Annotated in this window: 19 protein-coding genes; 18 read left to right on the top strand and 1 reads right to left on the bottom strand. The window is 71.7% G+C overall.

Going from position 1 to position 22,040, the window contains the following annotated elements:
- Positions 1-397 precede the first annotated feature (397 nt).
- The 9 genes from ACZ45E_RS03265 (at position 398) to ACZ45E_RS03225 (ending at position 10,433) form a co-directional block, all read left to right on the top strand.
- Positions 398-1,036 (top strand): response regulator transcription factor, encoded by a 639-nt coding sequence (locus ACZ45E_RS03265; protein ID WP_468215785.1) that lies wholly within the window; start codon positions 398-400, stop codon positions 1,034-1,036.
- A gap of 303 nt (positions 1,037-1,339) precedes the next feature.
- Positions 1,340-1,828, top strand: coding sequence for a PhzA/PhzB family protein (locus ACZ45E_RS03260; protein WP_468215782.1), 489 nt, complete (start codon positions 1,340-1,342; stop codon positions 1,826-1,828).
- Between the two features lie 32 nt (positions 1,829-1,860).
- The gene (locus ACZ45E_RS03255; RefSeq protein WP_468215780.1) at positions 1,861-3,036 is read left to right on the top strand and encodes a 3-deoxy-7-phosphoheptulonate synthase; all 1,176 of its coding nucleotides are present in this window, start codon (positions 1,861-1,863) and stop codon (positions 3,034-3,036) included.
- A 62-nt stretch (positions 3,037-3,098) separates the two neighbouring features.
- Positions 3,099-3,722, top strand: coding sequence for an isochorismatase family protein (locus ACZ45E_RS03250; RefSeq protein WP_468215777.1), 624 nt, complete (start codon positions 3,099-3,101; stop codon positions 3,720-3,722).
- Positions 3,719-5,602, top strand: a complete 1,884-nt coding sequence (locus ACZ45E_RS03245; protein ID WP_468215776.1) for a chorismate-binding protein — start codon at positions 3,719-3,721, stop codon at positions 5,600-5,602. The genes ACZ45E_RS03250 and ACZ45E_RS03245 overlap by 4 nt, the downstream gene beginning before the upstream one ends.
- 35 nt (positions 5,603-5,637) lie before the next feature.
- Positions 5,638-6,474, top strand: a complete 837-nt coding sequence (locus ACZ45E_RS03240) for a PhzF family phenazine biosynthesis protein (protein WP_468215774.1) — start codon at positions 5,638-5,640, stop codon at positions 6,472-6,474.
- Positions 6,475-6,523: 49 nt separating this feature from the next.
- Positions 6,524-7,171, top strand: coding sequence for a phenazine biosynthesis FMN-dependent oxidase PhzG (gene phzG / locus ACZ45E_RS03235; protein ID WP_468215771.1), 648 nt, complete (start codon positions 6,524-6,526; stop codon positions 7,169-7,171).
- A gap of 152 nt (positions 7,172-7,323) precedes the next feature.
- On the top strand, positions 7,324-8,946 hold the full coding sequence (locus ACZ45E_RS03230) for an amino acid adenylation domain-containing protein (RefSeq protein ID WP_468215770.1): 1,623 nt from the start codon (positions 7,324-7,326) through the stop codon (positions 8,944-8,946).
- 101 nt (positions 8,947-9,047) lie between these two features.
- On the top strand, positions 9,048-10,433 hold the full coding sequence (locus ACZ45E_RS03225; RefSeq protein ID WP_468215768.1) for an FAD-binding oxidoreductase: 1,386 nt from the start codon (positions 9,048-9,050) through the stop codon (positions 10,431-10,433).
- Positions 10,434-10,527: 94 nt separating this feature from the next.
- On the opposite strand, the gene ACZ45E_RS03220 is transcribed toward ACZ45E_RS03225, so the two are convergent.
- Complete coding sequence (locus ACZ45E_RS03220) at positions 10,528-10,890, bottom strand: hypothetical protein (RefSeq protein WP_468215766.1); 363 nt, start codon at positions 10,888-10,890, stop codon at positions 10,528-10,530.
- A 206-nt stretch (positions 10,891-11,096) separates the two neighbouring features.
- Here ACZ45E_RS03220 and ACZ45E_RS03215 point away from each other — a divergent pair, with 206 nt between their 5' ends.
- From ACZ45E_RS03215 to ACZ45E_RS03175, 9 genes are all read left to right on the top strand, one after another.
- A complete protein-coding gene (locus ACZ45E_RS03215) occupies positions 11,097-12,197 on the top strand; it encodes a phenylacetate--CoA ligase family protein (RefSeq protein WP_468215764.1) in 1,101 nt (366 codons plus the stop codon).
- Positions 12,197-13,606, top strand: a complete 1,410-nt coding sequence (locus ACZ45E_RS03210) for an aldehyde dehydrogenase family protein (protein ID WP_468215762.1) — start codon at positions 12,197-12,199, stop codon at positions 13,604-13,606. Before ACZ45E_RS03215 ends, ACZ45E_RS03210 begins: the two co-directional genes overlap by 1 nt.
- 87 nt (positions 13,607-13,693) lie before the next feature.
- On the top strand, positions 13,694-14,917 hold the full coding sequence (gene metK / locus ACZ45E_RS03205; RefSeq protein ID WP_468215759.1) for a methionine adenosyltransferase: 1,224 nt from the start codon (positions 13,694-13,696) through the stop codon (positions 14,915-14,917).
- A gap of 36 nt (positions 14,918-14,953) precedes the next feature.
- Positions 14,954-15,934 carry a carbohydrate kinase family protein gene (locus ACZ45E_RS03200; protein WP_468215756.1) on the top strand — a complete coding sequence of 327 codons (981 nt, stop codon included), beginning with the start codon at positions 14,954-14,956 and terminating at the stop codon, positions 15,932-15,934.
- Complete coding sequence (gene metF / locus ACZ45E_RS03195) at positions 15,931-16,815, top strand: methylenetetrahydrofolate reductase [NAD(P)H] (RefSeq protein WP_468215753.1); 885 nt, start codon at positions 15,931-15,933, stop codon at positions 16,813-16,815. Before ACZ45E_RS03200 ends, metF begins: the two co-directional genes overlap by 4 nt.
- 199 nt (positions 16,816-17,014) lie before the next feature.
- On the top strand, positions 17,015-17,389 hold the full coding sequence (locus tag ACZ45E_RS03190; RefSeq protein WP_468215751.1) for a phosphopantetheine-binding protein: 375 nt from the start codon (positions 17,015-17,017) through the stop codon (positions 17,387-17,389).
- Complete coding sequence (locus ACZ45E_RS03185) at positions 17,382-20,141, top strand: type I polyketide synthase (protein ID WP_468215749.1); 2,760 nt, start codon at positions 17,382-17,384, stop codon at positions 20,139-20,141. The genes ACZ45E_RS03190 and ACZ45E_RS03185 overlap by 8 nt, the downstream gene beginning before the upstream one ends.
- Positions 20,138-20,929, top strand: a complete 792-nt coding sequence (locus tag ACZ45E_RS03180) for a thioesterase II family protein (protein ID WP_468215747.1) — start codon at positions 20,138-20,140, stop codon at positions 20,927-20,929. Before ACZ45E_RS03185 ends, ACZ45E_RS03180 begins: the two co-directional genes overlap by 4 nt.
- A gap of 10 nt (positions 20,930-20,939) precedes the next feature.
- Positions 20,940-21,995: an aldo/keto reductase gene (locus tag ACZ45E_RS03175; protein ID WP_468215746.1), complete on the top strand. Its 1,056-nt coding sequence runs from the start codon at positions 20,940-20,942 to the stop codon at positions 21,993-21,995.
- Positions 21,996-22,040: the final 45 nt, after the last annotated feature.

Raw genomic sequence — 22,040 nt, 5'->3', positions numbered from 1 at the left:
GTGAATCGCCCGGACTGGTTTGCTCAATTCGGCCGGTGAAGAGGGCGGTTCGCGGAATTCCGGGCCTCCTTTCCTCTGGGGCGGGGAAGTGTTTCCTGTCGCACTCCGGTTCGTGTGACGGGGGAGAGTGTGTACGTGATGTCCGACCGACCGGGCGTGCGCGGAATCCGCGTACTCGGACAGAGCCCGGAAGGGATTTCGCGTCTGCGCACCCCCACGGGTGATCGGTCCGTCACGAGGGCCGTACGAGGGGGAGAGCGTGGTCGTCCGTTCTGAACTGATGGTTCGTCAGCTTCCGGCTTCTTTTGATACGGGGAGGGCAGGCTGGACTGCGATGGAAGGGTCAATTCCGAGGCAATCGGCGCGCACCGCGCCCACGGTGTGGCGCATCCTCCTTGTGGAGAGCAATGACGAGGACGCCGAGCCTTTGATGAAGGGGCTGCGGCGGTACGGGCATCGCGTGGAACGGGTCACCGGAGGATTTCCGGCGCTCGACACCTACAGCGGTGTGGATCTGGTCCTGCTGGACCTCGAACTGCCCGACCTGGACGGCCTGGAGGTCTGTCGGCAGATCCGCGCCGCAGGAGACACGGCGGTCATCGCCGTGACTGCCCGGGGCACGGAACTCGACCGGGTCCTCGGCCTCCAGGCCGGCGCCGACGACTATCTCGTGAAGCCGTACGGATTCCAGGAGTTGCTGGCGCGCATGGAGGCCCTCATGCGGCGGGTCCACATGTCGGCCGCGGACCCGTCGGTGATCGTCCGCGGGCCGCTGTGCATCGACGCGGCGACCCGGCAGGTGAGCCTGGACGGCCGTCGAGTGGACGTCACCCGCAAGGAGTTCGATCTTCTGTACCTGCTGGCAACCCAGCCCGACACCGTGGTGTCACGCAAGACGATCATGCAGACCGTCTGGGGTGACGTATGGTCCCGGCGCACCATCGACACGCACGTCAGCAGCCTGCGGGGCAAGCTCGGCAGCAGCGACTGGATCCGCAACGTCCGCGGTGTCGGGTTCCAGCTCGGGTACGCCTAGGCCCGGCCGGGGGGCGGTCCCGGAGGCCGCCGCACGCACACCGCTGTCCCTCGCCAAAGCCCCTTGGCCACCTGCGAGTTGACACTCCTCTGACGAACCTCGATAGGCGCCTGAGGAACTTGCGCGAAGTCTGACGTCGAGTTGAGTGTCCGTTCATTGAAGGTGCCCGGCCCGCCCGGCAGGATCGGTGATGCCCGCCCAGCGTGCCCGACCGCGCCCTCCCCTCCTGCCCGGTCGACCGGCCTAGGTGCCTTCCCCACTCCCGCCCACGTCAACTGTCAGCGCACGGTTTGGAGTTCATTCATGTCTGCATTCGCCCAGGACAACGCCTTCACCGACGAAGCCGAGCTGCGCAAGATCAATCGCGCCACGGTCGAGAAGTACATGGCGGCCCTCGGGGAGGCCCGTCTGGAGCGCCACCTGCTGTTCACGGAGGACGGCGTCGGCGGACTGTGGACCACGGACACCGGCGCCCCGATCGCCATCCGCGGCCGCGGCCGGCTCGGCGAGCACGCGGTGTGGTCGCTGAAGACCTTCCCGGACTGGGAGTGGTACAACGTCCAGATCTTCGAGACCCAGGACCCCAACCGCTTCTGGGCGGAGTGCGACGGCCGGGGCAAGATCCGCTTCGCGGACTATCCCGAGGGCCACTACGAGAACCACTTCCTGCACTCGTTCGAGCTGGAGAACGGCCGGATCAAGCTGCAGCGGGAGTTCATGAACCCCTTCGAGCAGCTGCGCTCCCTGGGCATCCCCGTCCCCGAGATCAAGCGCGCCGGAATACCCACCTGACCGGCAGCCGTCCCGCCGCATAGGAGGATCCTGTGGACGAAGTCCTGCGCGACATCCGTATCCGCAAGGCGCTGCAGCAGCCCGACTGGCCCGACCTGCGGCAGGTCGAGCGCGTGGCGGACACGCTGGCGACCGGACCGGCCCTCGTCCGGTCCCCGGACGTCCGGGCGTTGCGTGCCGTGCTCACCCGGGTCGTCACCGGCGAGGCGCTGGTCGTCCAGGCCGGCGACTGCGCGGAGGACCCCGACGAGTGCACGGCAACGGACGTGTCCCGCAAGGCGGCGCTCCTCGACGTCCTCGCCGGGACGCTGCGCATGACCGCGCACAAGCCCGTCATCCGGGTCGGGCGCATCGCCGGCCAGTTCGCCAAGCCCCGCTCCAGTACCACCGAGCCGGTGGCCGGCACGCTGCTGCCCACCTTCAGGGGCCACATGGTCAACGGGCCGGAGCCGGACTCCGAGACCAGACGCCCCGACCCGCTGCGGATGCTCACCTGCCACATGGCGGCGGATGAGATCATGAAACACCTGGGCTGGTACGCGGACGCCCCCCTGCGCGATCCCCTCGGCCCGCCGATGTGGACCAGCCACGAGGCGCTGCTCCTCGACTACGAGATCCCCATGCTGCGCACGGACGAGGACGGCGCGCTGTTCCTCGGCTCCACGCACTGGCCCTGGATCGGCGAGCGCACCCGCCAACTGGATGGCGCGCACGTGGCGTTGCTGGCCCAGGTGAGCAACCCGGTGGGCTGCAAGGTGGGCCCCACGATGGACCCCACCGAGCTGGTGGCCCTGTGCGAGCGGCTCGACCCCGAGCGCACCCCCGGACGGCTGACCCTCATCGCCCGGATGGGCGCCGAGCCGGTCTCGGAGCGGTTGCCCGCGCTCGTCGAGGCGGTGCGGGAGGCCGGTCATCCGGTCATCTGGCTGACCGACCCCATGCACGGCAACACCGTCACCGCGCCGGACGGCAACAAGACCCGGCACGTCGAGACGGTCTCGCGCGAGGTCAGGCGCTTCCAAGAGGCTGTCACCGGCGCCGGTGGCGTGTGCGGCGGACTGCACCTGGAGACCACGCCCCAGGACGTCACCGAATGCGTCTCGTGCCAGGCGGACCTCGACCACGTGGGCGACAAGTACACGTCGTTCTGCGATCCGCGGCTCAATCCGCGGCAGGCCGTCGCCGTCGTGTCCACCTGGAGCGTCTGACGCCGCACGCGCCCCACCCCGCTCCCTCCGAGTCAGGTATCTGGAAGGCTGGAAGGCAGAAAATGGCCGGAATACCCACCATCGAGCCCTATGTGTTGCCGACCGCGGGCGAACTGCCCGTCAACACCGCCCAGTGGACCCTCGACCCCGACCGTGCCGTGCTGCTCATCCACGACATGCAGCGCTTCTTCCTGGCACCCTTCCCGGACGGCGTCCGCGAACCGCTGGTGAGCAACGCGGCGGCGCTGCGCGACCGCGCCGCCGCCCTCGGGGTCCCCGTGGCCTACACCGCGCAGCCCGGCAGCATGACCGAGCAGGAGCGCGGTCTGCTCGCCGACTTCTGGGGCCCCGGCATGCGCAGGGACCCCGCGGACCGCGCCGTCGACGACGCCCTGGCCCCCCGGGCGGGCGACTGGCAGCTGACCAAGTGGCGCTACAGCGCGTTCCACCGCTCGCCCCTCCTGGAGCGGATGCGGGAGGCCGGACGCGACCAGCTGATCCTCTGTGGCGTGTACGCGCATGTGGGCGTCCTGATGACGGCGGTCGAGGCGTTCACCCACGACATCCGGCCGTTCCTCGTGGCCGACGCCGTCGCCGACTTCGACGAGAGCCACCACCGCATGGCCCTCGACTACGCCGCCGGACGCTGCGCGATGGTGGTCCCCGCCAAGCAGGTCTTCGCATGACCGGGGCGACCGGCGACCTGCTCGACCGCGTACTGACCGGTCGTGCCGGACCCTTCGCCCTGCTGTACCGGCCGGAGGCCGGCGGGCCGGGCGTCCTCGACGTCCTGGTCGGCCACGTCACGACCCCCGCGACGCTCGCCGGGATCCTGCTGCCGGACGCGCCCGCCCGGGCGGCCGGCGCGCACCACGAGGTACTCGCGGTCGTGCCGTACCGGCAGATCACCGAGCGGGGATTCACGGCGGCCGACGACAGCGCCCCCCTGGTCGCGTTGACCGTGACCGGGCAGGAGCGGATCCACCTCGCGGACGCCCTGCGGCGCATCCCGCAGGTGCCGACCGAACTGGCCGACGCCCGTTTCGACGTGGACGACGAGACCTACCAGGACATCGTCCGCGCGGTGGTCGACGACGTGATCGGCGCGGGCGAGGGGGCCAACTTCGTCATCAAGCGGTCCTTTGTCGCCACGATCACCGACTACCGGCCGCACAGCGCCCTGTCGTTCTTCTCCCGGCTCGTGCAGCGCGAGGTCGGCGCGTACTGGACGTTCCTGATCCACACGGGGGAGCGCACGCTCGTCGGCGCCTCCCCGGAGCGGCACGTCAGCCTCGACGCGGGCACCGCGGTGATGAACCCGATCAGCGGCACCTACCGCTACCCGGCGACCGGCCCCACCCTGCCCGGGGTCATGGACTTCCTCGCCGACCGCAAGGAGACCGACGAGCTGTACATGGTCGTCGACGAGGAACTCAAGATGATGGCCCGGATCTGCGAGGCGGGCGGCCGGGTCAAGGGCCCCTACCTCAAGGAGATGGCCCGCCTCGCCCACACCGAGTACTTCATCGAGGGCCGCACCGCGCGCGACGTGCGCGACATCCTGCGCGAGACGATGTTCGCCCCCACGGTGACCGGTTCGCCGCTGGAGAGCGCCTGCCGGATCATCGAGGCGTACGAGCCCACGGGGCGCGGCTACTACAGCGGTGTCGCCGCGCTGATCGGACGCGACGAACACGGCGGCCGTGCGATGGACTCGGCGATCCTCATCCGCACCGCGGACATCGATCCCGGCGGCCGCGTCGAGATCGGCGTCGGCGCCACCCTGGTGCGCCACTCCGACCCCGCCCGCGAGGCCGCCGAGACCCGGGCCAAGGCGTCCGCCCTGGTCAGCGCGCTTGAGGCCGGAGGCAGAAAGGGGTTCGCCGACCATCCGGAGGTCCGGGCCGCCCTGGAGCGGCGCAACGAGCCCATCGCCGGATTCTGGCTGAGCGGGACCGAGGACCCGCCGCGGGCACACACCGGCCTCACGGGCCGCCGCGTCCTGGTCGTCGACGCGGAGGACACCTTCACGGCCATGATCGCGGGCCAGCTCCGGTCCCTGGGCCTTGAGGTCACCGTGCGCCGGTTCGACGAGGAGTACGCCTTCGAGGACCACGACCTCGTGGTGATGGGGCCGGGCCCCGGCGACCCCGGCGACACGGCCCACCCCCGCATCGCCCATCTCCACGCCGCCGCGAGCACCCTGCTCGCCGGGCGCCTGCCCTTCGTCGCCGTCTGCCTGAGCCATCAGGTGCTCAGCCTCGCGCTCGGCCTCCAGGTGTCCCGCCTGCCCACCCCCAACCAGGGTCTCCAGAAGGAGATCGACTACTTCGGCACCGCCGAACGGGTCGGCTTCTACAACGCGTTCGCCGCCGTGAGCGACGACGACAAGCACGAGGTGGACGGCGTCGGCATGGTCGAGATCAGCCGGAACCCGGCGACGGGAGAGGTGTACGGGATGCGCGGCCCGCACTTCATCACGATGCAGTTCCACGCCGAATCCGTGCTCACGCAGAACGGCCCGCGCATCCTCGCCGGCGCCCTTCGGAACGTGTTCGGCCTGTGACGAGACCGACGACGAGAGAGAAGCGGAAGATTCCCATGCACCCCTACGTGGTCGTCGACGCCTTCGCGACCGAAGTGCTCAAGGGCAACCCGGTCGCCGTCTACTTCGACGCCAACGACCTGACCAGTACTCAGATGCAGTGCATCGCACGGGAGATGAACCTCTCGGAGACGACCTTCGTCCTCGCACCCCAGGAGGGCGGCGACGCGCGCGTCCGGATCTTCACCCCGGTCAACGAACTGCCCTTTGCCGGCCACCCCCTGCTCGGCACCGCTGTCGCGATCGGCAATCGGGGACGGCTGGACCAGCTCAAGCTGGAGACGGCCATGGGGATCATCCCCTTCGAACTGATCCGTACGGACGGCGTGGTCACCGCGGCGTGGATGCAGCAGCCCGTACCCGAGTGGGAGCCCTTCGACCAGCGCGAGGAACTGCTGGCCGCGCTCGGCGTCGGGAACCCCGCCCTGCCGGTGGACATCTACCGCAACGGACCGCGCCACGTCCTGGTCTGCCTGAACAGCGTCGAGGAGCTGTCGGCGCTGCGCCCCGACCACCGGGCCCTCGAAGCTTTCGAGGACATGGCGGCCAACTGCTTCGCCGGTTCCGGCACGCAGTGGCGCAGCCGGATGTTCTCGCCCGCGTACGGCGTCGTCGAGGACGCGGCCACCGGCTCCGCCGCCGGGCCCATCGCGATCCATCTGGCGCGGCACGGCCTGATCGAGTACGGGCAGCGCATCGTCATCACGCAGGGCGTGGAGATGGGCCGGCCCTCCCCGATGCACGCCCTCGCCGAGGGCAGCGGCGAGCGGGCCACCCAGGTCGTGGTGGGCGGCGACGGCGTCATCGCGCTCGAAGGGACACTGCGCCTGTGACGCGGCCCGCGCACAAGCCCCCTGTAGTGCAGGAACTCCGGAGACGCACATGAGCAGCACCAGGTCGGAAAGCATGACGGGGACCGTCGAGGTCTCCTTCCCCGAGTACGGGCGGCCGCCCGCCGAGCCGGTGGGCCTGCTGCGCGCATGGCTCGCGGACGCGGTCCGGGCCGAGGTCCGCGAGCCGCGGGCCCTGGCGCTGGCCACCGCCGACGCGGCCGGGCGGCCCTCGACCAGGATCGTGGTCATCAACCAGGTGACCGACACCGGGTTCGTGTTCCTCACCCACGACGGCAGCCGCAAGGGACGTGACATGGCGGCCAATCCGTGGGCGTCGGGCCTGCTGTACTGGCGCGAGACCAGCCAGCAGATCGTCGTCGACGGTCCCGTCGTGAAGCTCCCCGCGGCGGAGGCCGAGGCGATGTGGCACGCACGCCCCGTGTTCACCCACGCCATGACGACCGCGTCGCGGCAGAGCGAGCCGGCGGGCGGCCTCGACGAGGTGGCGGCGCTGCGGGCGCGGGCCCTGGAGCTGGGCCGGACCGGTCTGCCGCTGCCCTGCCCGGAGAGCTTCGCCGCCTATGAACTGCGGTTCGCCGGCGTGGAGTTCTGGGCCAACGGCACGGACCGGCTGCACGAGCGGCTGCGGTACGACCGCGAAGGCGAAGGCTGGCGCGTCGCCCGCCTCCAGCCCTGAACCGGCCCGGGCGCCGCGCGTCCGGAGCACCCGTCAGCCCGCACAGCCCGCACCACACGTAGGACCACAGGGCCCGTTGAACCCCCGGGCTCCCAGGGCCCGCCGAAATTGCCGAACCCGTCCAACCCGTCGAAGCGGAGCGCGAGTACACCATGCAGCCAGTCGCCCCCCTGCTCCACTCCGGATTCCGGGCCTCGGCCCGGCGCGTCCCCGACCGCCCGGCTCTGGTGCTGCGCGGCCGGACCTTGACCTACCGGGAACTGGACGACATCGTCCGCCGCTGGGCCACGGTGCTGACCCGTGGGACGACGCGGCCGAAGCGCGTGGCCATCCTCGGCCACTGCAGCATCGTCACCTACGCGGGATTCCTGGCCGCCCTGTACGCGGGGGCGACCGTGGTGCCGCTCAACAGGAAGTACCCCGTTGCCCGCAACCGCGACATCCTCGCGCGTGCCGAAGTCGATGTCGTCCTGGCCGACCCGGGCTCCCTCGCCCAGCTCGGCCCGCTCCTCGACGCCTCGGGCGACGCTCCGTTGGGCGCCCCGACGGTGGTGCTGCCGCAGACCGACGAGGCACCCGGGGACCTCCCCGCGGGGGTCCGGGTCCTCACCCGTGCCGACGTCGAGTCCTGCGCCGCGCAGGCCGAACCGGTGGCGGTCACCCCCGAGGACGGCGCGTACCTGCTCTTCACCTCCGGCACCACGGGCCTGCCCAAGGGCGTGCTCATCTCGCACGCCAACGCGGCCGCGTTCCTGTCCGCCAACACCGAGCGCTACGCCTTCTCGGCGGACGACCGCTTCACGAACACCTTCGACCAGACCTTCGACCTGTCGGTGTTCGACCTGTTCATGGCGTGGGGGAGCGGTGGCTGTCTGGTCCCGATGGACGCCTTCGACCTGATGACGCCGCTGGAGTTCGTCCGCGCCCACGACATCACCGTCTGGTTCTCGGTGCCGTCGGTGGCGGTGCTCCAGCACCGGCGCGGCGCGTTGGCACCGGACAGCCTGCCGTCGCTGCGCTGGAGCCTGTTCTGCGGGGAGGCGCTGCCGGCGGCCACCGCCCAGGCCTGGCAGGAGGCCGCGTCCGGGTCCGTGGTGGAGAACCTGTACGGGCCGACCGAGGCGACCATCGCCTGCCTGGTGCACCGCTGGAACCCGAAGACCTCACCGGCCGACGTCGTCAACGGCGTCGTGGCGATCGGCTCCCCGTACCCGGGCATGGCCGCCGCCGTACTCGCGGAGGACGGCAGCCCGGTTCTCCCCGGTGAGACCGGCGAACTCTGCCTCTCCGGGCGCCAGGTCTTCGAGGGCTATCTCAACGCGCCGGAGCAGACCGAGAAGGCCTTCCACATCACCTCGTCGGCGTACGGCGCCGACCACCGCTGGTACCGCACCGGCGACCTCGTACGCCGCATGGACAGCGGCGAGTACGGCTACGTGGGCCGGACGGACACGCAGGTCAAGGTGCTCGGCCACCGTGTCGAGACGGGCGAGGTGGAGGCGCACCTGCTGCGCCAGAAGCGCATCGACCAGGCCGTCGTCGTCGCCGTCCCCGGCGACGAGGAAGGGGTGACAGTGCTCGCCGGCATTCTGTCGGGCGAAGGGCTCGACGTCTACGACGTGGACGAGGAGCTGCGCCGGACGCTGCCCCCGTACATGATCCCGCTGACCTATCACCTGCTGGACGCCTTCCCGCTGAACGACAACGGCAAGGTCGACCGCAAGGCGCTGCGCGCGCAGGTCGTGTCGGGAGAGCTGGAGCCCGTCCTCCTGTGAGCACGGCGGGCCGGGATCCAGAACAGGAACCTCAGCAAAGAACGCACCAGAGACCTCGACAGAGACGTCAACAGGAACCTCAACAGGAAGGGACACCGCGGATGAACGACGCCGACGCGATCGCGGCCCTGCGCGACCGCGTGCGGGGTGAGGTGCTGCTGCCCGGCGACGACCTCTTTGCCGCCCGTTGCGCGGGCTTCCAGACCGCCTACCGGCACCGGCCCTCCGTGCTGGTGGACGCGGCAGGCCCCGAGGACGTGGTGGCCGCGGTGCGGTACGCCGCCGCCCAGGACCTGCCGGTGGCGGTCCAGGCGACAGGGCACGGACTCGCGGTCGCGAGCGACGGCGGTGTGCTCGTCGGCACCGCCGGCCTGTCGGAGGTCACGGTCGACGCCCCGGCCCGCACCGCGCGGATCGGAGCCGGTGCGCGCTTCGCCGACATCATCGACGCGGCGGCCCGCCACGGCCTGGCCCCGCTCAACGGGTCGGCGCCCGGCGTCGGCGCGGTCGGCTACGTCCTGGGCGGTGGACTCGGCCTGCTGGCAAGGGAGTTCGGCTATGCCGCCGACCGGGTGCGGTCGGTCGACCTCGTCACGGCCGACGGCCGAGCGCGCCGGGTCACCGCTGACAGCGACCCCGAGCTGTTCTGGGCGCTGCGTGGGGCCGGGGCGAACTTCGGCGTGGTCACCGGGATGGAGATCGATCTGGTTCCGGTGAGCCGGCTGTACGGCGGCGAACTGGTCTTCGACCTTGCCCGGACCCCCGGCCTGCTCGCCGAGTACCTGCGCTGGACCGAGGACCTTCCGGAGCGGCTGACCTCATCGGTGTCGCTGCTCGCCTACCCGGACCTGCCGTTCTTCCCGCCCGTGCTGCGCGGCCGGTACGTCGCCCACGTACGCGTCGCGTACACCGGGGACTCCCGCGCGGGCGAGCGACTGGTCGCTCCGCTGCGGGCGCTCGGGCCCCGGCTGTCCGACACCGTCGCGGAGATGCCGTACACCGAGTGCGGGGTGATCTACAACGATCCGCCGCAGCCGCACGCCTACCAGGGCGACAACGTGCTGTTGCGCGGCTTCGGCCCGGAACAGGCCGCCGAGATCACCGCGTTGGTGGGGCCCGGGGCGCCCGTCCCGTGCGTCGTGGACGTCCGTCATCTGGGCGGGGCGCTCGGCCGGGCTGCCGAGGTGCCCAACGCGGTGGGACACCGGTCCGCCCGCTTCCTCCTGCGCGTGCTCATGCCGCTGATGGGAGCGACGCCGGACGAGGCGCGCGGTGCCGGGGAGAAGGTGCTCGGGACGCTCGCCGCCGAATCAGTCGGCGGACGGTTCCAGAGCCTGGTGTACGGCGGATGCGCGCAGGGCGCTCCGGCCGCTCCGGCCACGGATTTCTGGGAGCCGGCCGACCACCGTCGGCTGACCGCGCTGAAGACGGAGATCGACCCGGCCAACATGTTCCGCTGCAATCGCAATATCGAGCCCGCGGGCTGAGTGGACCGGAAACCAGAAAGATCTCCTACGGCGTGAAGCGGCACCCCGGGTTTTCCGGGGTGCCGCTCTTTCGCGTACGTCAATTCCCTTTCTCTCACTCGGAGCCCATGGGTGTGAGGTCGTCCAGGGCCGGTCCGAGGCCGCCCAGAGAATCCAGAGATTCCAGGGAATGGATCCCCTCGACCGTCGCCTCCACGTCGAACCAGGCCCGGAAGTCCACCGGATGCCCGATGAGTTCGGCCGGGCTCCGGGGCAACACCGCAGCTCGGGCGGCGTCTTCCGACTCCCACAGCAGGAGGGCGCCCCAGCGGCGGGTGGCCGGGTCCGACAGCCATATCTTCAGAAGCAGCCCGGGAATGCCCGTCCAGAGTTGCGATTCCTTCTGGATGAAATCCCGGAGCGAACCCGCGGTCTGCCGCGAATCGGTGAGCTCCCACCACGCGATCATTGCCTTCATGGAAGCAGTTTATGGGAGAGGGGTGTGGTCGAGTGCCCGGTACTCATTCAAATCGCTTGTGTGCGAGGCGATTTGAGTAGTCGCTACTCAGGCATCCGCCGCAAAGCGGTGATCGAATGAGGGATATCGGTCACGGCCGGCGGAGAACCCGACGAGGGAGATCCGGTCGGCCTCCCGCGATGCCGGCTGTGGATATTGGAGGACGAGTGGCGCCAACCGATCTGTCGATCCTGGACCTGCCGCACGACGCGGATCCGGACCCCGACGAGCTGGTGCGGGCGGCGATGGAGTGGCACTTCGGCCCGGAGACCGGCTCGCCGTTCTGGCTGGAGCGGGCCCGGACCCTCGACTTCGACCCGCTGTCGGACGTCAAGAGCCATGCCGACCTGGCCCTTTTCCCGAATGTCGCCAACGAACTGCGGGACGTGCCCGCAGCGGACCTGGTGCCGCGCGGCTACGGCCAACACCCGGACATCGTCGGGGTCTTCGAGAGCGGCGGCACGACCGGCGCGCCCAAACGGGTCGTCTGCCCGGCCGACTGGCTGGAGAAGCTGGTCGGCTGGAGCAACGCCAACCTCGACGTGCACGGATTCCCGCGCGGTGCCGACTGGCTGGGCATCACCCCGTCCGGCCCCCATGTCGTCGGCGAGATCTTCCGGCGCTCGGCCCGCACTCACGGCCGGTACGCCTTCCAGGTCGACCTCGACCCGCGGTGGGTCAAGCGCCTGATCGCGGACGGCAAGGGAAGCCAGGCCGACTCCTACGCCGAACACGTCATCGACCAGGCCGCCCACATCCTGCGTACCCAGGACATCGGTGTGATGACGGTGACCCCGCCGCTGCTGGAGCGCATCGCCCAGCGCGAGGAACTGGTCGAGCTCGTCAACCGCAAGGTGCGGGCGATCCGCTGGGGCGGCACCCAGATGGACCCCGACACCGAGGCCCTCTACCGCACCGAGATCTTCCCCGAGGCCGTCCTCTACGGGCACTACGGCAGCACGATGATCCTGGGCATCGCGGGTCAGCGCCACGGCACCCCGCTGGGCTCGCCCTGCGTGTTCGACACCTTCTCCCCGTACATCATGTTCCAGGTCGTGGATCCCGGCACCCGGGAGCCGGTGGCTCACGGGGAGCGCGGCCAGGTCGTGATGCACCACGTCAGCAAGGCCCTGCTGCTGCCCAACAACCTGGAGCGCGACACCGCGATCAGGGTCCCCGCGCCCAAGGGCCGGATCGGGGACTCGGCCGCCGGCATCGCTCCCGTCGCCCGCTTCGACGACGAGGCCGTCATCGAAGGGGTCTACTGATGACCGCCGAGCAGCCGCGGCCGACGGAGCCGGGCGCGCGGGACTCCGGCACACCGGTACTGGAGGCGCTCGGCCCGGCCGGCCCGTACCGCGCCCACCAGCGCCAGGAGATCACCGACGTGACCGGCGCGGTCCTGGCGGAGATGAGCCTGGTGCCCGCGCTCTACGTCAACCGGGCGATGAAGGCCCTGCACGCCGCGGCTCCGCTGCCCGCCGCCGAGCGGGCCGGCGCCCTGGCCCGCGCGGCCGAACTCTTCCGCACGGCGACACTGGGCGGACTGACGGTGCGGGAGTACGAGGCGGCCGTCAGCCGCGTCTCCGGCCTGCCCGTCGAGGTCGTCCGGGTCGCCACCGCGACCTGCGCCGACCGCGTCGCGAACTCTTACCGCAGCGTCCAACTCGCCCGGCCCGCCGGTGCCGTGTCCGACTGGCGCGACCCGCTGGTACGCACGTCGCAGGCGGTGTGGACCCGCCGTGGCGAGGTGCTCGCCGTCCACGTCCCCGGCAACCACCCCGGTACGCACGGCTTCTGGCCGGAGGCGCTCGCGCTGGGATACCGGGTCGCCGTCCGGCCCGCCGCCCGCGAGCCGTTCACCGCACACCGCATGGTCCTGGCCCTGCGGGAGGCCGGATTCGGCGGGGACCACGTCGTCCTGCTGCCCTGCGGCCACGAGGCGGCCGACGCCGTCGTGCGGGGCGCGGACCTCGCCTACGGGGGTGACGAGATCGTCCGGAGCTACGCGGACGACCCCGGCGTGCTCTCCCTGCAGCCCGGCCGCTCGAAGATCCTGCTGACGGCCGACACCGACTGGCGCGACCACCTCGACATGATCGTCGACTCGGTGACCCGGCACTCCGGCACCGGCTGCGTCAACGCCACCGCCGTGCTGGTCGAGGGCGACCCGGCCCCGCTCGCGGGCGCGATCGCCGAGCGGCTGGCCGCGCTGCCCAGCCTGCCGCCCGACGACGAGAAGGCCGTGCTGCCGGTGCAGCACACCAAAGCGGCGCGCGCACTGGAGAAGTTCGTGCTCGACCGGGCCCGGGGCACCCGCGCCTGGCTCGGGGGCACCGGCTTCGTCGACGAACTCGGCGACGGCAGCGCCGTGCTGCGCCCGGCCGTCCACCAGGTCGCCTCGGCCGACGCCTCCCAGCTCTCCGCCGAAGTCCCGTTCCCCTGCGTGTGGGTGGGGCCGTGGAGTCGCGAGGACGGCGTCGAGCCGCTGCGCGACACCCTGGTTCTGACCGTCGTCACCGAGGACGAGGACCTCGTACAGGCGCTGCTCGACGAGCCGACGATCAGCAATCTGCACGTGGGAGGCCATGCCACCCACTGGCATCGCCCGGGCCTGCCGCACGACGGCTATCTGGGCGCGTTCCTGATGCGCAGCAAGACCGTCGTCCGCGCCTGAGACCGGCCGCGGACGGACCAGTCGGCGGCCCGCGGGGCCGCCGGAAGCCATGACCAGCCAGCAGCCGCTGCAAACCTGGGGAGCGATGTGTCCCGCCGCCTGTTCACCTCGGAGTCCGTGACCGAAGGTCACCCCGACAAGATCGCTGACCAGATCAGCGACACACTCCTCGACGAGTTCCTGCGCCAGGACCCGGCCTCGCGCGTGGCCGTGGAGACGCTGGTCACCACGGGCCTCGTGCACGTGGCCGGCGAGGTCACCACCACGGCGTACGCGCCGATCGCGCAGCTCGTGCGCGAGAAGATCCTGGAGATCGGCTACGACTCGTCGAAGAAGGGCTTCGACGGCGCGTCGTGCGGCGTCTCGGTCTCGATCGGTGCGCAGTCCCCGGACATCGCGCAGGGCGTCGACACCGCGTACGAGAAGCGGGTCGAGGGTGCCTCCCGCGCGGAGGAAGGGGACGAGTTCGACAAGCAGGGCGCGGGCGACCAGGGCCTGATGTTCGGCTACGCGTGCGACGAGACCCCGGAGCTGATGCCGCTCCCGATCCACCTCGCGCACCGTTTGTCGCGCCGCTTGTCCGAGGTCCGCAAGGACGGCACGATCCCGTACCTGCGTCCCGACGGCAAGACCCAGGTCACCATCGAGTACGACGGCGACAGGGCCGTCCGCCTCGACACCGTCGTGGTCTCCTCGCAGCACGCCGCCGACATCGACCTGGAGACGCTGCTCGCCCCCGACATCCGCGAGCATGTCGTCGAGCACGTCCTGCGCCTGCTGGAGGACGACGGCATCAAGCTGGAGACCGAGGGCTACCGTCTGCTGGTGAACCCGACAGGACGCTTCGAGATCGGCGGCCCGATGGGTGACGCCGGCCTCACCGGCCGCAAGATCATCATCGACACGTACGGCGGCTACGCCCGGCACGGCGGCGGCGCGTTCTCCGGCAAGGACCCGTCCAAGGTGGACCGCAGTGCCGCGTACGCGATGCGCTGGGTCGCCAAGAACGTCGTCGCGGCGGGTCTGGCCTCGCGCTGCGAGGTCCAGGTCGCGTACGCGATCGGCAAGGCCGAGCCGGTGGGCCTGTTCGTCGAGACGTTCGGCACGAACACGATCGACACCGACAGGATCGAGACGGCGATCTCCGAGGTCTTCGACCTGCGCCCGGCCGCGATCATCCGCGATCTCGACCTGCTCCGCCCGATCTACGCGCAGACCGCCGCCTACGGCCACTTCGGGCGTGAGGTCCCCGACTTCACCTGGGAGCGCACCGACCGCGTCGAGGCCCTGCGCCGGGCCGCGGGCATCTGACCGGCCACGGACGAGACTCGACGGGAGCGAGCAGCGATGCGTACAGCGGTGTCAGGATCGATCGCCACCGACCACCTCATGGCCTTCCCCGGTCGCTTCGCCGACCAGCTGATCCCCGATCAGCTCGCCCACCTTTCCCTGTCCTTCCTCGTCGACGACCTGGAGGTGCGCCGCGGCGGAGTGGCGGCCAACATCGCGTACGGCCTCGGCCGGCTGGGCTCGTCCCCGCTGCTGATCGGCGCCGTCGGCCTCGACTTCGGCCCGTACGAGGCCTGGCTGAAGGAGCAGGGCGTCGACACGGGCGCGGTCCGGGTGTCGGACACGGCGCAGACCGCACGGTTCGTCTGCATCACGGACCAGGACAACAACCAGATCGCCGCCTTCTACGCGGGCGCGATGAGCGAGGCCCGCGAGATCGGCCTGGCGGCGGCGGTGGCACAGGACCGCCCCGACCTCGTCCTGGTCTGCGCGAACGATCCGGCGGCGATGCTCCGCCACACCCGCGAGGCCACGGCCCTGGGCATCCCCTTCGCCGCCGACCCCTCGCAACAGCTCGCGCGGCTGACCCGCGAGGAAGCCACCGCACTCGTGAACGGCGCCACCTGGCTGTTCACCAACGAGTACGAGGCCGCCCTGCTGGCCGAGCGCACGGGCCGCACCCGCGAGGACCTCCTCGCGCACGTCGGCACCTGGGTGACCACCCTGGGCGGGCGGGGTGTGCGGATCGAACGCGCGGGGGAACCCGCGCTCCTCGTCCCGGCCGTCCCCTGCGACCGCGTCACCGATCCGACCGGCGCCGGCGACGGCTTCCGCGCCGGCTTCCTCACCGCCGTCGCGGCCGGACTGCCGCTCGTCGCGGCCGGCCGGCTCGGCTGCGCCGTGGCGACGTCCGTGCTGGACGCCGTCGGCCCCCAGGGCTACGCGGCGGATCCGGACCTGCTGGCCGAGCGCGTGCGCAGCGCGTACGGGGCGGCGGCGGCCGAAGAGCTGCGGCCGGCCCTCGGGCGGACCGCATGACACTGCGCGAGACGCTCGCCTCCGGCGCCCGGTCCTTGTCCTTCGAGTTCTTCCCGCCCCGCACGCGGGGCGGGGAGCGCGGAGTGTGGGACGCCATCCGGCGGATCGAGCCACTGGCCCCCACCTTCGTCTCCGTCACGTACGGGGCCGGCGGGTCCTCCCGCGACCGCACCGTCGCGCTGACGAAGCGGATCGCGTCCGACACGACCCTGCTGCCGGTGGCCCACCTCACCGCGGTGGGACACTCCGTGGCCGAACTGCGCCGCATTATCGGCCAGTACGCGGACGCGGGGGTACGGGACGTCATGGTCCTGCGCGGGGACCCGCCGGGGGACCCGCGGGGGCCCTGGGTGCCGCACCCGGAGGGCTTCACGTACGCCCACGAACTGGTCACCCTCGTACGGGAGGCCGGGGCGTTCAGCGTCGGTGTCGCGGCGTTCCCCGAACGCCATCCGCGCTCCGCCGACTGGGACAGCGAGATCCGCCACTTCGTGGCCAAGTGCCGGGCGGGCGCCGACTACGCCGTCACCCAGATGTTCTTCGACGTCGAGGACTACCTGCGGCTGCGCGACCGAGTCGCCGCCGCGGGCTGCGACATCCCGATCATCCCGGAGATCATGCCCGCGACCGACGTACGCCAGATCCGCCGCTTCGCCGAACTCAGCAACGCCGCGTTCCCCGCGGAACTGGCCCGCCGGCTGCACGCCGCGCGCGACCGGCCCGCCGAGGGCCACGCCATCGGGGTGGAGTACGCCGCCACGATGTCCGAACGGCTGCTAGCCGAAGGAGCGCCGGGGCTGCACCACATCACCCTTAACCGGTCCACGGCGGCGCTCGACATCCACCACGCCGTGCTCGCCGCCCAGGGCGCCATCGCCTGACCGCCGGCACCCCTGCAGTACGGCTCGGAACGGAATTTTCCCTTTCGGAAATCCCGGCCGGGCTGTGCTGCTGTTTCATGCCCATTGCCATAAACGACAGTTCTGCCCGGCAGGGAAGGTAGTTATTGGACACCCTCCCTGGAACGGCGGATGATCCTGTGGAGACGCCGAACAGGCTGTCCGAAGGGGGAGGAGTGGAGTGCGCGCATCCCACGCGAATTCACCGGAAACAGATTTCGCGGCCGTCATCGCCGAGATCTGGTGCGAGGTCCTTGAAGTCCCCGCGGTGGGGGACGAGGACAACTTTTTCGACCTGGGCGGGCACTCCCTGCTGCTCCGGATGGTCCAGGAGCGGGTCGTACGGCGCACGGGCAGGAACATCGAGCTCATCGAGTTCTTCACACACCCGACCGTGCGCTCCCTCGCCCGCCGGCTGGCGACCGAAGGAGCGGCCCCGGCGGCCCCGGAGACCGGTGGCCGACGTCGTCCCGCCGGCCGGCTGAACCGCCTGGGGAACCGGCGCGCCCAGCTCGGCGGAAATACCCAGGACGCCCCCGGAGGATTCGGTGAGTGACATCGAGGAACAGGAAGGCGCCGACGGTTTCATAGCTGTCGTCGGAATGGCCGGACGCTTTCCCGGAGCCGCCGACATCGACGAATTCTGGGAAAATCTCGCCGCCGGAATCGACTCGGTGTCCCGCGACATCCCCCAGACCGTTCCGGGCGGCGCCGAAGACGGCGGCGACCTGACCTATGTGCCGTCCCGAGGACGGCTGGACGGCGCCGAGTGGTTCGACGCCGACTATTTCGGCTATTCCGCCAAAGAGGCGTTCCTGATCGATCCGCAGCACCGGGTCTTCCTGGAATGCGCGGTCGCGGCCCTGGAGGACGCCGGCGCCGACCCCGACCGCTTCCCCGGCGCCATCGGCGTCTACGGCGGCTGCACCGAGACCCGGTACGCCGACGCGCTCTCGGCCCGGCTCGCCCAGCTCCCCGGGGTCACCGAGGAGGACATCGTCCTCGGCACCGCACCCGACTTCCTGGTCTCCCGCACGGCCGAACGCCTCGGCCTGCGAGGCCCGGCCGTCGCCGTGCAGTCGGCCTGCGCCACCGCCCTCGTCGCCCTCCACACGGCCGGGCGGGGCCTCCTCGCCGGCGACTGCGACATGGCCCTCGCGGGCGGCGTCGCCGTGCACGTCCCGCCGAAGAAGATCACGTGGACGGGCCCGGACGGCACCCTGGCGCCCGACGGCGTCTGCCGTGCCTTCGACGCGAAGGGGGAGGGGACCGTCGCCGGGAACGGCGTCGGTGTCGTCGTCCTCAAGCGCCTGTCCGACGCGCTCGCCGACGGCGACCACATCCGTGCCGTCGTCCGCGGCTCGGCGGTGACCAACGACGGCTCGGGCCGGATCGGCTTCACCGCGCCCAGCGTCGCCGGGCAGGCCGCCGCGATCCGCGAGGCCCAGCTGACCGCGGTCACCGACGCCCGCACCATCACGTACGTCGAGGCCCACGGCACCGCCACCCCCCTGGGCGACCCCATCGAGGTCACCGCGCTCACCCAGGCCTTCCGGGGCGACACCGACGAGCGGGGTTTCTGCGCCATCGGCTCGGTGAAGACCAACATCGGGCACGCCGACGCCGCCGCCGGCGCCGCGGGCTTCCTCAAGACCGTGCTCGCGCTCGGCCACCGGCAGATCCCGCCGAGCCTGCACTTCACCGAGCCCAACCCCCAGATCGACTTCGACAGCGGCCCGTTCAGGGTCGCCACCGAACTCACCGACTGGCAGCCGGACGGCTTCCCCCGCCGCGCCGGCGTCAGCTCCTTCGCGGTCGGCGGCGTCAACGCCCACCTGGTCCTAGAAGAGGCTCCGCGGCGGCCGGTGCGCGCGTCCGAGCGGCGCGCCGCCCTGCTGGTGCACTCCGCGCGCACCCCCTCGGCGCTGCGCGCCCGGCTGGCCAGGACCGACCGCCACCTGACCGACGCGGCCCCCGCGTACGAGGACGTCGCCTGGACCCTCCAGACCGGCCGGCGCGAGCATGAGTACCGGGCCTTCACCGTCACGGGTGACGGCCAGGACCGCGCGCCGGTCCGTTCCGCCGAACTCCCGCGGGAGCGGCCCGTGGTGTTCCTCTTCCCGGGCCGTACCGGTCCGGCGGAGGCCTGGCGGCTGCACACCACCGAGCCCGCCTTCCGGGAGGGCTTCGACGCGGCCCTAGGGGGCGCCGACGACCGCCTCGTCCGCGAGGTGCGGGACGTGGCGCGGGGCCTGGCGTGGCCCGACGACCCGGTGGTGCGCGACACCTACGTCTTCGCCTTCGAGTACGCCCTGGCCGTGCTCTGGCAGCGCTGGGGCATCCGCCCGGGCGCGGTCTTCGGCACCGGTACCGGATCGCTGGTCGCGGCCGTCGTCGCCGGGGCCCTGCCGCTCACCGACGCGCTGCGCCTGATCGCCGCACCCGGCCGCACCCGCGGCGCCGACCACGAACCGCACGCGCTGCTGGCGTCGCTGACGTGGCGTCAGCACCGGATCCCCGTCGTACTCGGCGACGGCGTCCAGTACGGCGCGGGCACGCCGATCGCGACCGAGCGCTGGGCGGACGAACTGCGCCGAGCGGCCGGACCGGACGCCGCGCTCGACACGCTGCTGGCCGACCCCGAGCGCATCCTGCTCGAAGCGGGCGCGGGAACCAGCCTGGTCGCGCTCGCCCGGCAGCAGCCCCGCCACACCTCCCGGCATCTCCTGCTGACGGCGCTGGCCGACCCCGACGGCGGCGACACCCTCGCGGCCCTGTACGACGCGCTCGGACGGCTGTGGCTGTCCGGGGCCCGGGTCGACTGGGCCGGTGTCCACGAGGGCGAGCGCCGGGTCAAGGTCGCGCTGCCCACGTACCCCTTCGAGCGGCTGCCGTACCTGGTGCGCCACCCGGCGGAGGAGGCGCAGACGGCCACCGGCGCCCCCGCGGCCCTCGCCGAGGACGACCGGCCCGTGGACGACGAGCCCACCGCCGAGTACGGCGCGCCCACCGTCGGCAGCGGCCCGGAGGCCGCGGACCGTCCCGCCGACGACACACCGCTCGGCGTGGTGCTGAAGCTGTTCGGCGACGCCCTCGGACTGCCCGACGTCGAACCCGACGAGAGCTTCTTCGAACTCGGCGGTGACTCCCTCATCGCCGTCAAGCTCTTCGCCCAGCTCCGGGAGATCTACCCGGTCGACATCAAGATGCGCTCGCTGTTCGAGTCCGCGACCGCGGCCGACCTCGCCGCGCTGATCGAGCGGCAACTGGCCGCCCCGCACCAGGACATCGAAGAGGAGCCCGCATGAGCGGCACCGGAGCCGCGACAGGCGCCGGCCCCGCGCCCGAGGCCACGGCGCAGGACCTGCGGGCCCGCTGGCTCTCCGGCCGCAGGCCAAAGACCGAGACCACCGTCGACCTGTACTGCTTCGCCCACGCGGGCGGCTCGGCAGGAGAGTTCGTCCGCTGGGCAGGCGCCCTGCCGGGCGTCCGCCTCTGGGCCGTCAAGCTCCCGGGCCGTGCGCCGCGCCAGGACGAGGCGCCGTACCGGCGGATCGCCGACCTGGTCTCGGACCTCGTGGCGCAGGTCGACTTCGGCCGCCGCGAGTTCGCCTTCTTCGGCCACAGCCTGGGTGCGCTGATCGCCTTCGAGACCACCCGCGCCCTGCGCCGGGCCGGTCTGCCCCAGCCGCGCGCCCTGCTCTTGTCCTCCATGCAGCCGCCGCCCCTCACAGCGCGGCAGGGCATCCACCTGCTGTCGGACGACGAACTGCTGGCCCAGATCGAGAGCCGCTGGGGCGCGCTGCCGATGGTCGTCCACGAGGAGCCCGACCTCAAGCGGCTCGCGCTGCGCTATCTGCGCGCGGACGCCGAACTCGCCGACTCCCACGAGTACGTCGCCGAGGAGCCGCTGGACACCCCAATCACGGCCTTCGCCGGCGACCAGGAGGACCCCGGCCAGCTCGACTGGGCCGCCCACACCCGCACCGACTTCGCCGCGCACCTCCTGCCCGGCGGCCACTTCTACTTCCGCGACCCGCAGTCCCAGGACGAACTCCTACGCCTCGTCCGCGACGCGCTGAGCGCGGAGAACTAGAGGACAACCCATGCGCTACACGACCTTCGGCCGCACCACCGGCCTGCGCGTCTCCGAATACGCCCTGGGTACCGCGAACTTCGGCACCCTGTGGGGCGGCGGCGCCCACCGCGACGACGCCCGCAAGATCTTCGACCGGTTCGCCGAGGTCGGCGGAACCTTCCTCGACTGCGCCGACAACTACCAGATCGGCGAGTCGGAGAAGCTGCTCGGGGAGTTCCTCGGCGCCGACCGCGACCACTTCACGGTCAGCACCAAGTTCACCCTGGGCGCCGGCCGCGCCCGGATCTCCAACACGGGCAACAGCGCCAAGAACATCCGCACGTCGGTCGAGGCCAGCCTCCGGCGGCTCGGCACCGACTACATCGACGTCTACTGGGCCCACCTGCCCGACTCGGTCACCCCGGTCGAGGAGATCCTGAGCGCCTTCGACGCACTGGTCCGGTCCGGCAAGATCCTCTACGCGGGCCTGTCGAACTTCCCCGCCTGGCGGATCTCCCGCGCGGTCACCCTCGCCGAACTCCGCGCCATGACGCGCCTGGTGGGCATCCAGTTCGAGTACAGCCTCGCCGAGCGCGGCGCCGACCGCGAACTGATCCCCATGGCCGAGGCCTTGGGCCTGGGCAGCGCCCTGTGGTCGCCGCTCGGCGGGGGCCTGCTCACCGGAAAGTACCGGCACGGCCGCCGCGGCCGGCTCAGCGACTGGGACGGCCAGGCCATCCGCGTCGAGGACTCCGAGCAGCGCACCGCGGTCATCGACGCGGTGCTCGCCGTCGCCGAGGAGACCGGCGCCCCCGCCGGACAGATCGCCATGGCGTGGCTGCGCGCCCGGGCGGCCCGCTCGGCCACCGCGCTCGTGCCCGTCATCGGCCCGCGCACCACCGAGCAGCTCGACGACTACCTCGCCGCGCTCGACATCACCCTCGACGCCGCCCAGTTCGAGCGGCTCGAACAGGCCAGCGCGATCCGGCTGGGACAGCCCTACGAGCTGATGGCCAACCACCAGGACGCCGCGCTGGGCCGCGCCGGCGGCCGGTTCATCCACCCGGCCACGCCCGTTGCCTGACCGGCCCGCGCAGCCCGGCGGCCGGCAGGCACGGCATTCCGACGA

It is taken from the genome of Streptomyces sp. NPDC030991, from assembly GCF_055571235.1.
This window is presented reverse-complemented; position numbering and strand designations above follow the sequence as displayed.

Coding starts and splice junctions, on each gene's coding strand:
- ACZ45E_RS03230 (WP_468215770.1), top strand. CDS start 7,324: ATGCAGCCAGTCGCCCCCCTGCTCCACTCCGGATTCCGGGCCTCGGCC.
- ACZ45E_RS03250 (WP_468215777.1), top strand. CDS start 3,099: ATGGCCGGAATACCCACCATCGAGCCCTATGTGTTGCCGACCGCGGGC.
- ACZ45E_RS03240 (WP_468215774.1), top strand. CDS start 5,638: ATGCACCCCTACGTGGTCGTCGACGCCTTCGCGACCGAAGTGCTCAAG.
- ACZ45E_RS03210 (WP_468215762.1), top strand. CDS start 12,197: ATGACCGCCGAGCAGCCGCGGCCGACGGAGCCGGGCGCGCGGGACTCC.
- ACZ45E_RS03260 (WP_468215782.1), top strand. CDS start 1,340: ATGTCTGCATTCGCCCAGGACAACGCCTTCACCGACGAAGCCGAGCTG.
- ACZ45E_RS03225 (WP_468215768.1), top strand. CDS start 9,048: ATGAACGACGCCGACGCGATCGCGGCCCTGCGCGACCGCGTGCGGGGT.
- ACZ45E_RS03220 (WP_468215766.1), bottom strand. CDS start 10,890: ATGAAGGCAATGATCGCGTGGTGGGAGCTCACCGATTCGCGGCAGACC.
- ACZ45E_RS03180 (WP_468215747.1), top strand. CDS start 20,138: ATGAGCGGCACCGGAGCCGCGACAGGCGCCGGCCCCGCGCCCGAGGCC.
- ACZ45E_RS03200 (WP_468215756.1), top strand. CDS start 14,954: ATGCGTACAGCGGTGTCAGGATCGATCGCCACCGACCACCTCATGGCC.
- metF (WP_468215753.1), top strand. CDS start 15,931: ATGACACTGCGCGAGACGCTCGCCTCCGGCGCCCGGTCCTTGTCCTTC.
- ACZ45E_RS03175 (WP_468215746.1), top strand. CDS start 20,940: ATGCGCTACACGACCTTCGGCCGCACCACCGGCCTGCGCGTCTCCGAA.
- ACZ45E_RS03245 (WP_468215776.1), top strand. CDS start 3,719: ATGACCGGGGCGACCGGCGACCTGCTCGACCGCGTACTGACCGGTCGT.
- phzG (WP_468215771.1), top strand. CDS start 6,524: ATGAGCAGCACCAGGTCGGAAAGCATGACGGGGACCGTCGAGGTCTCC.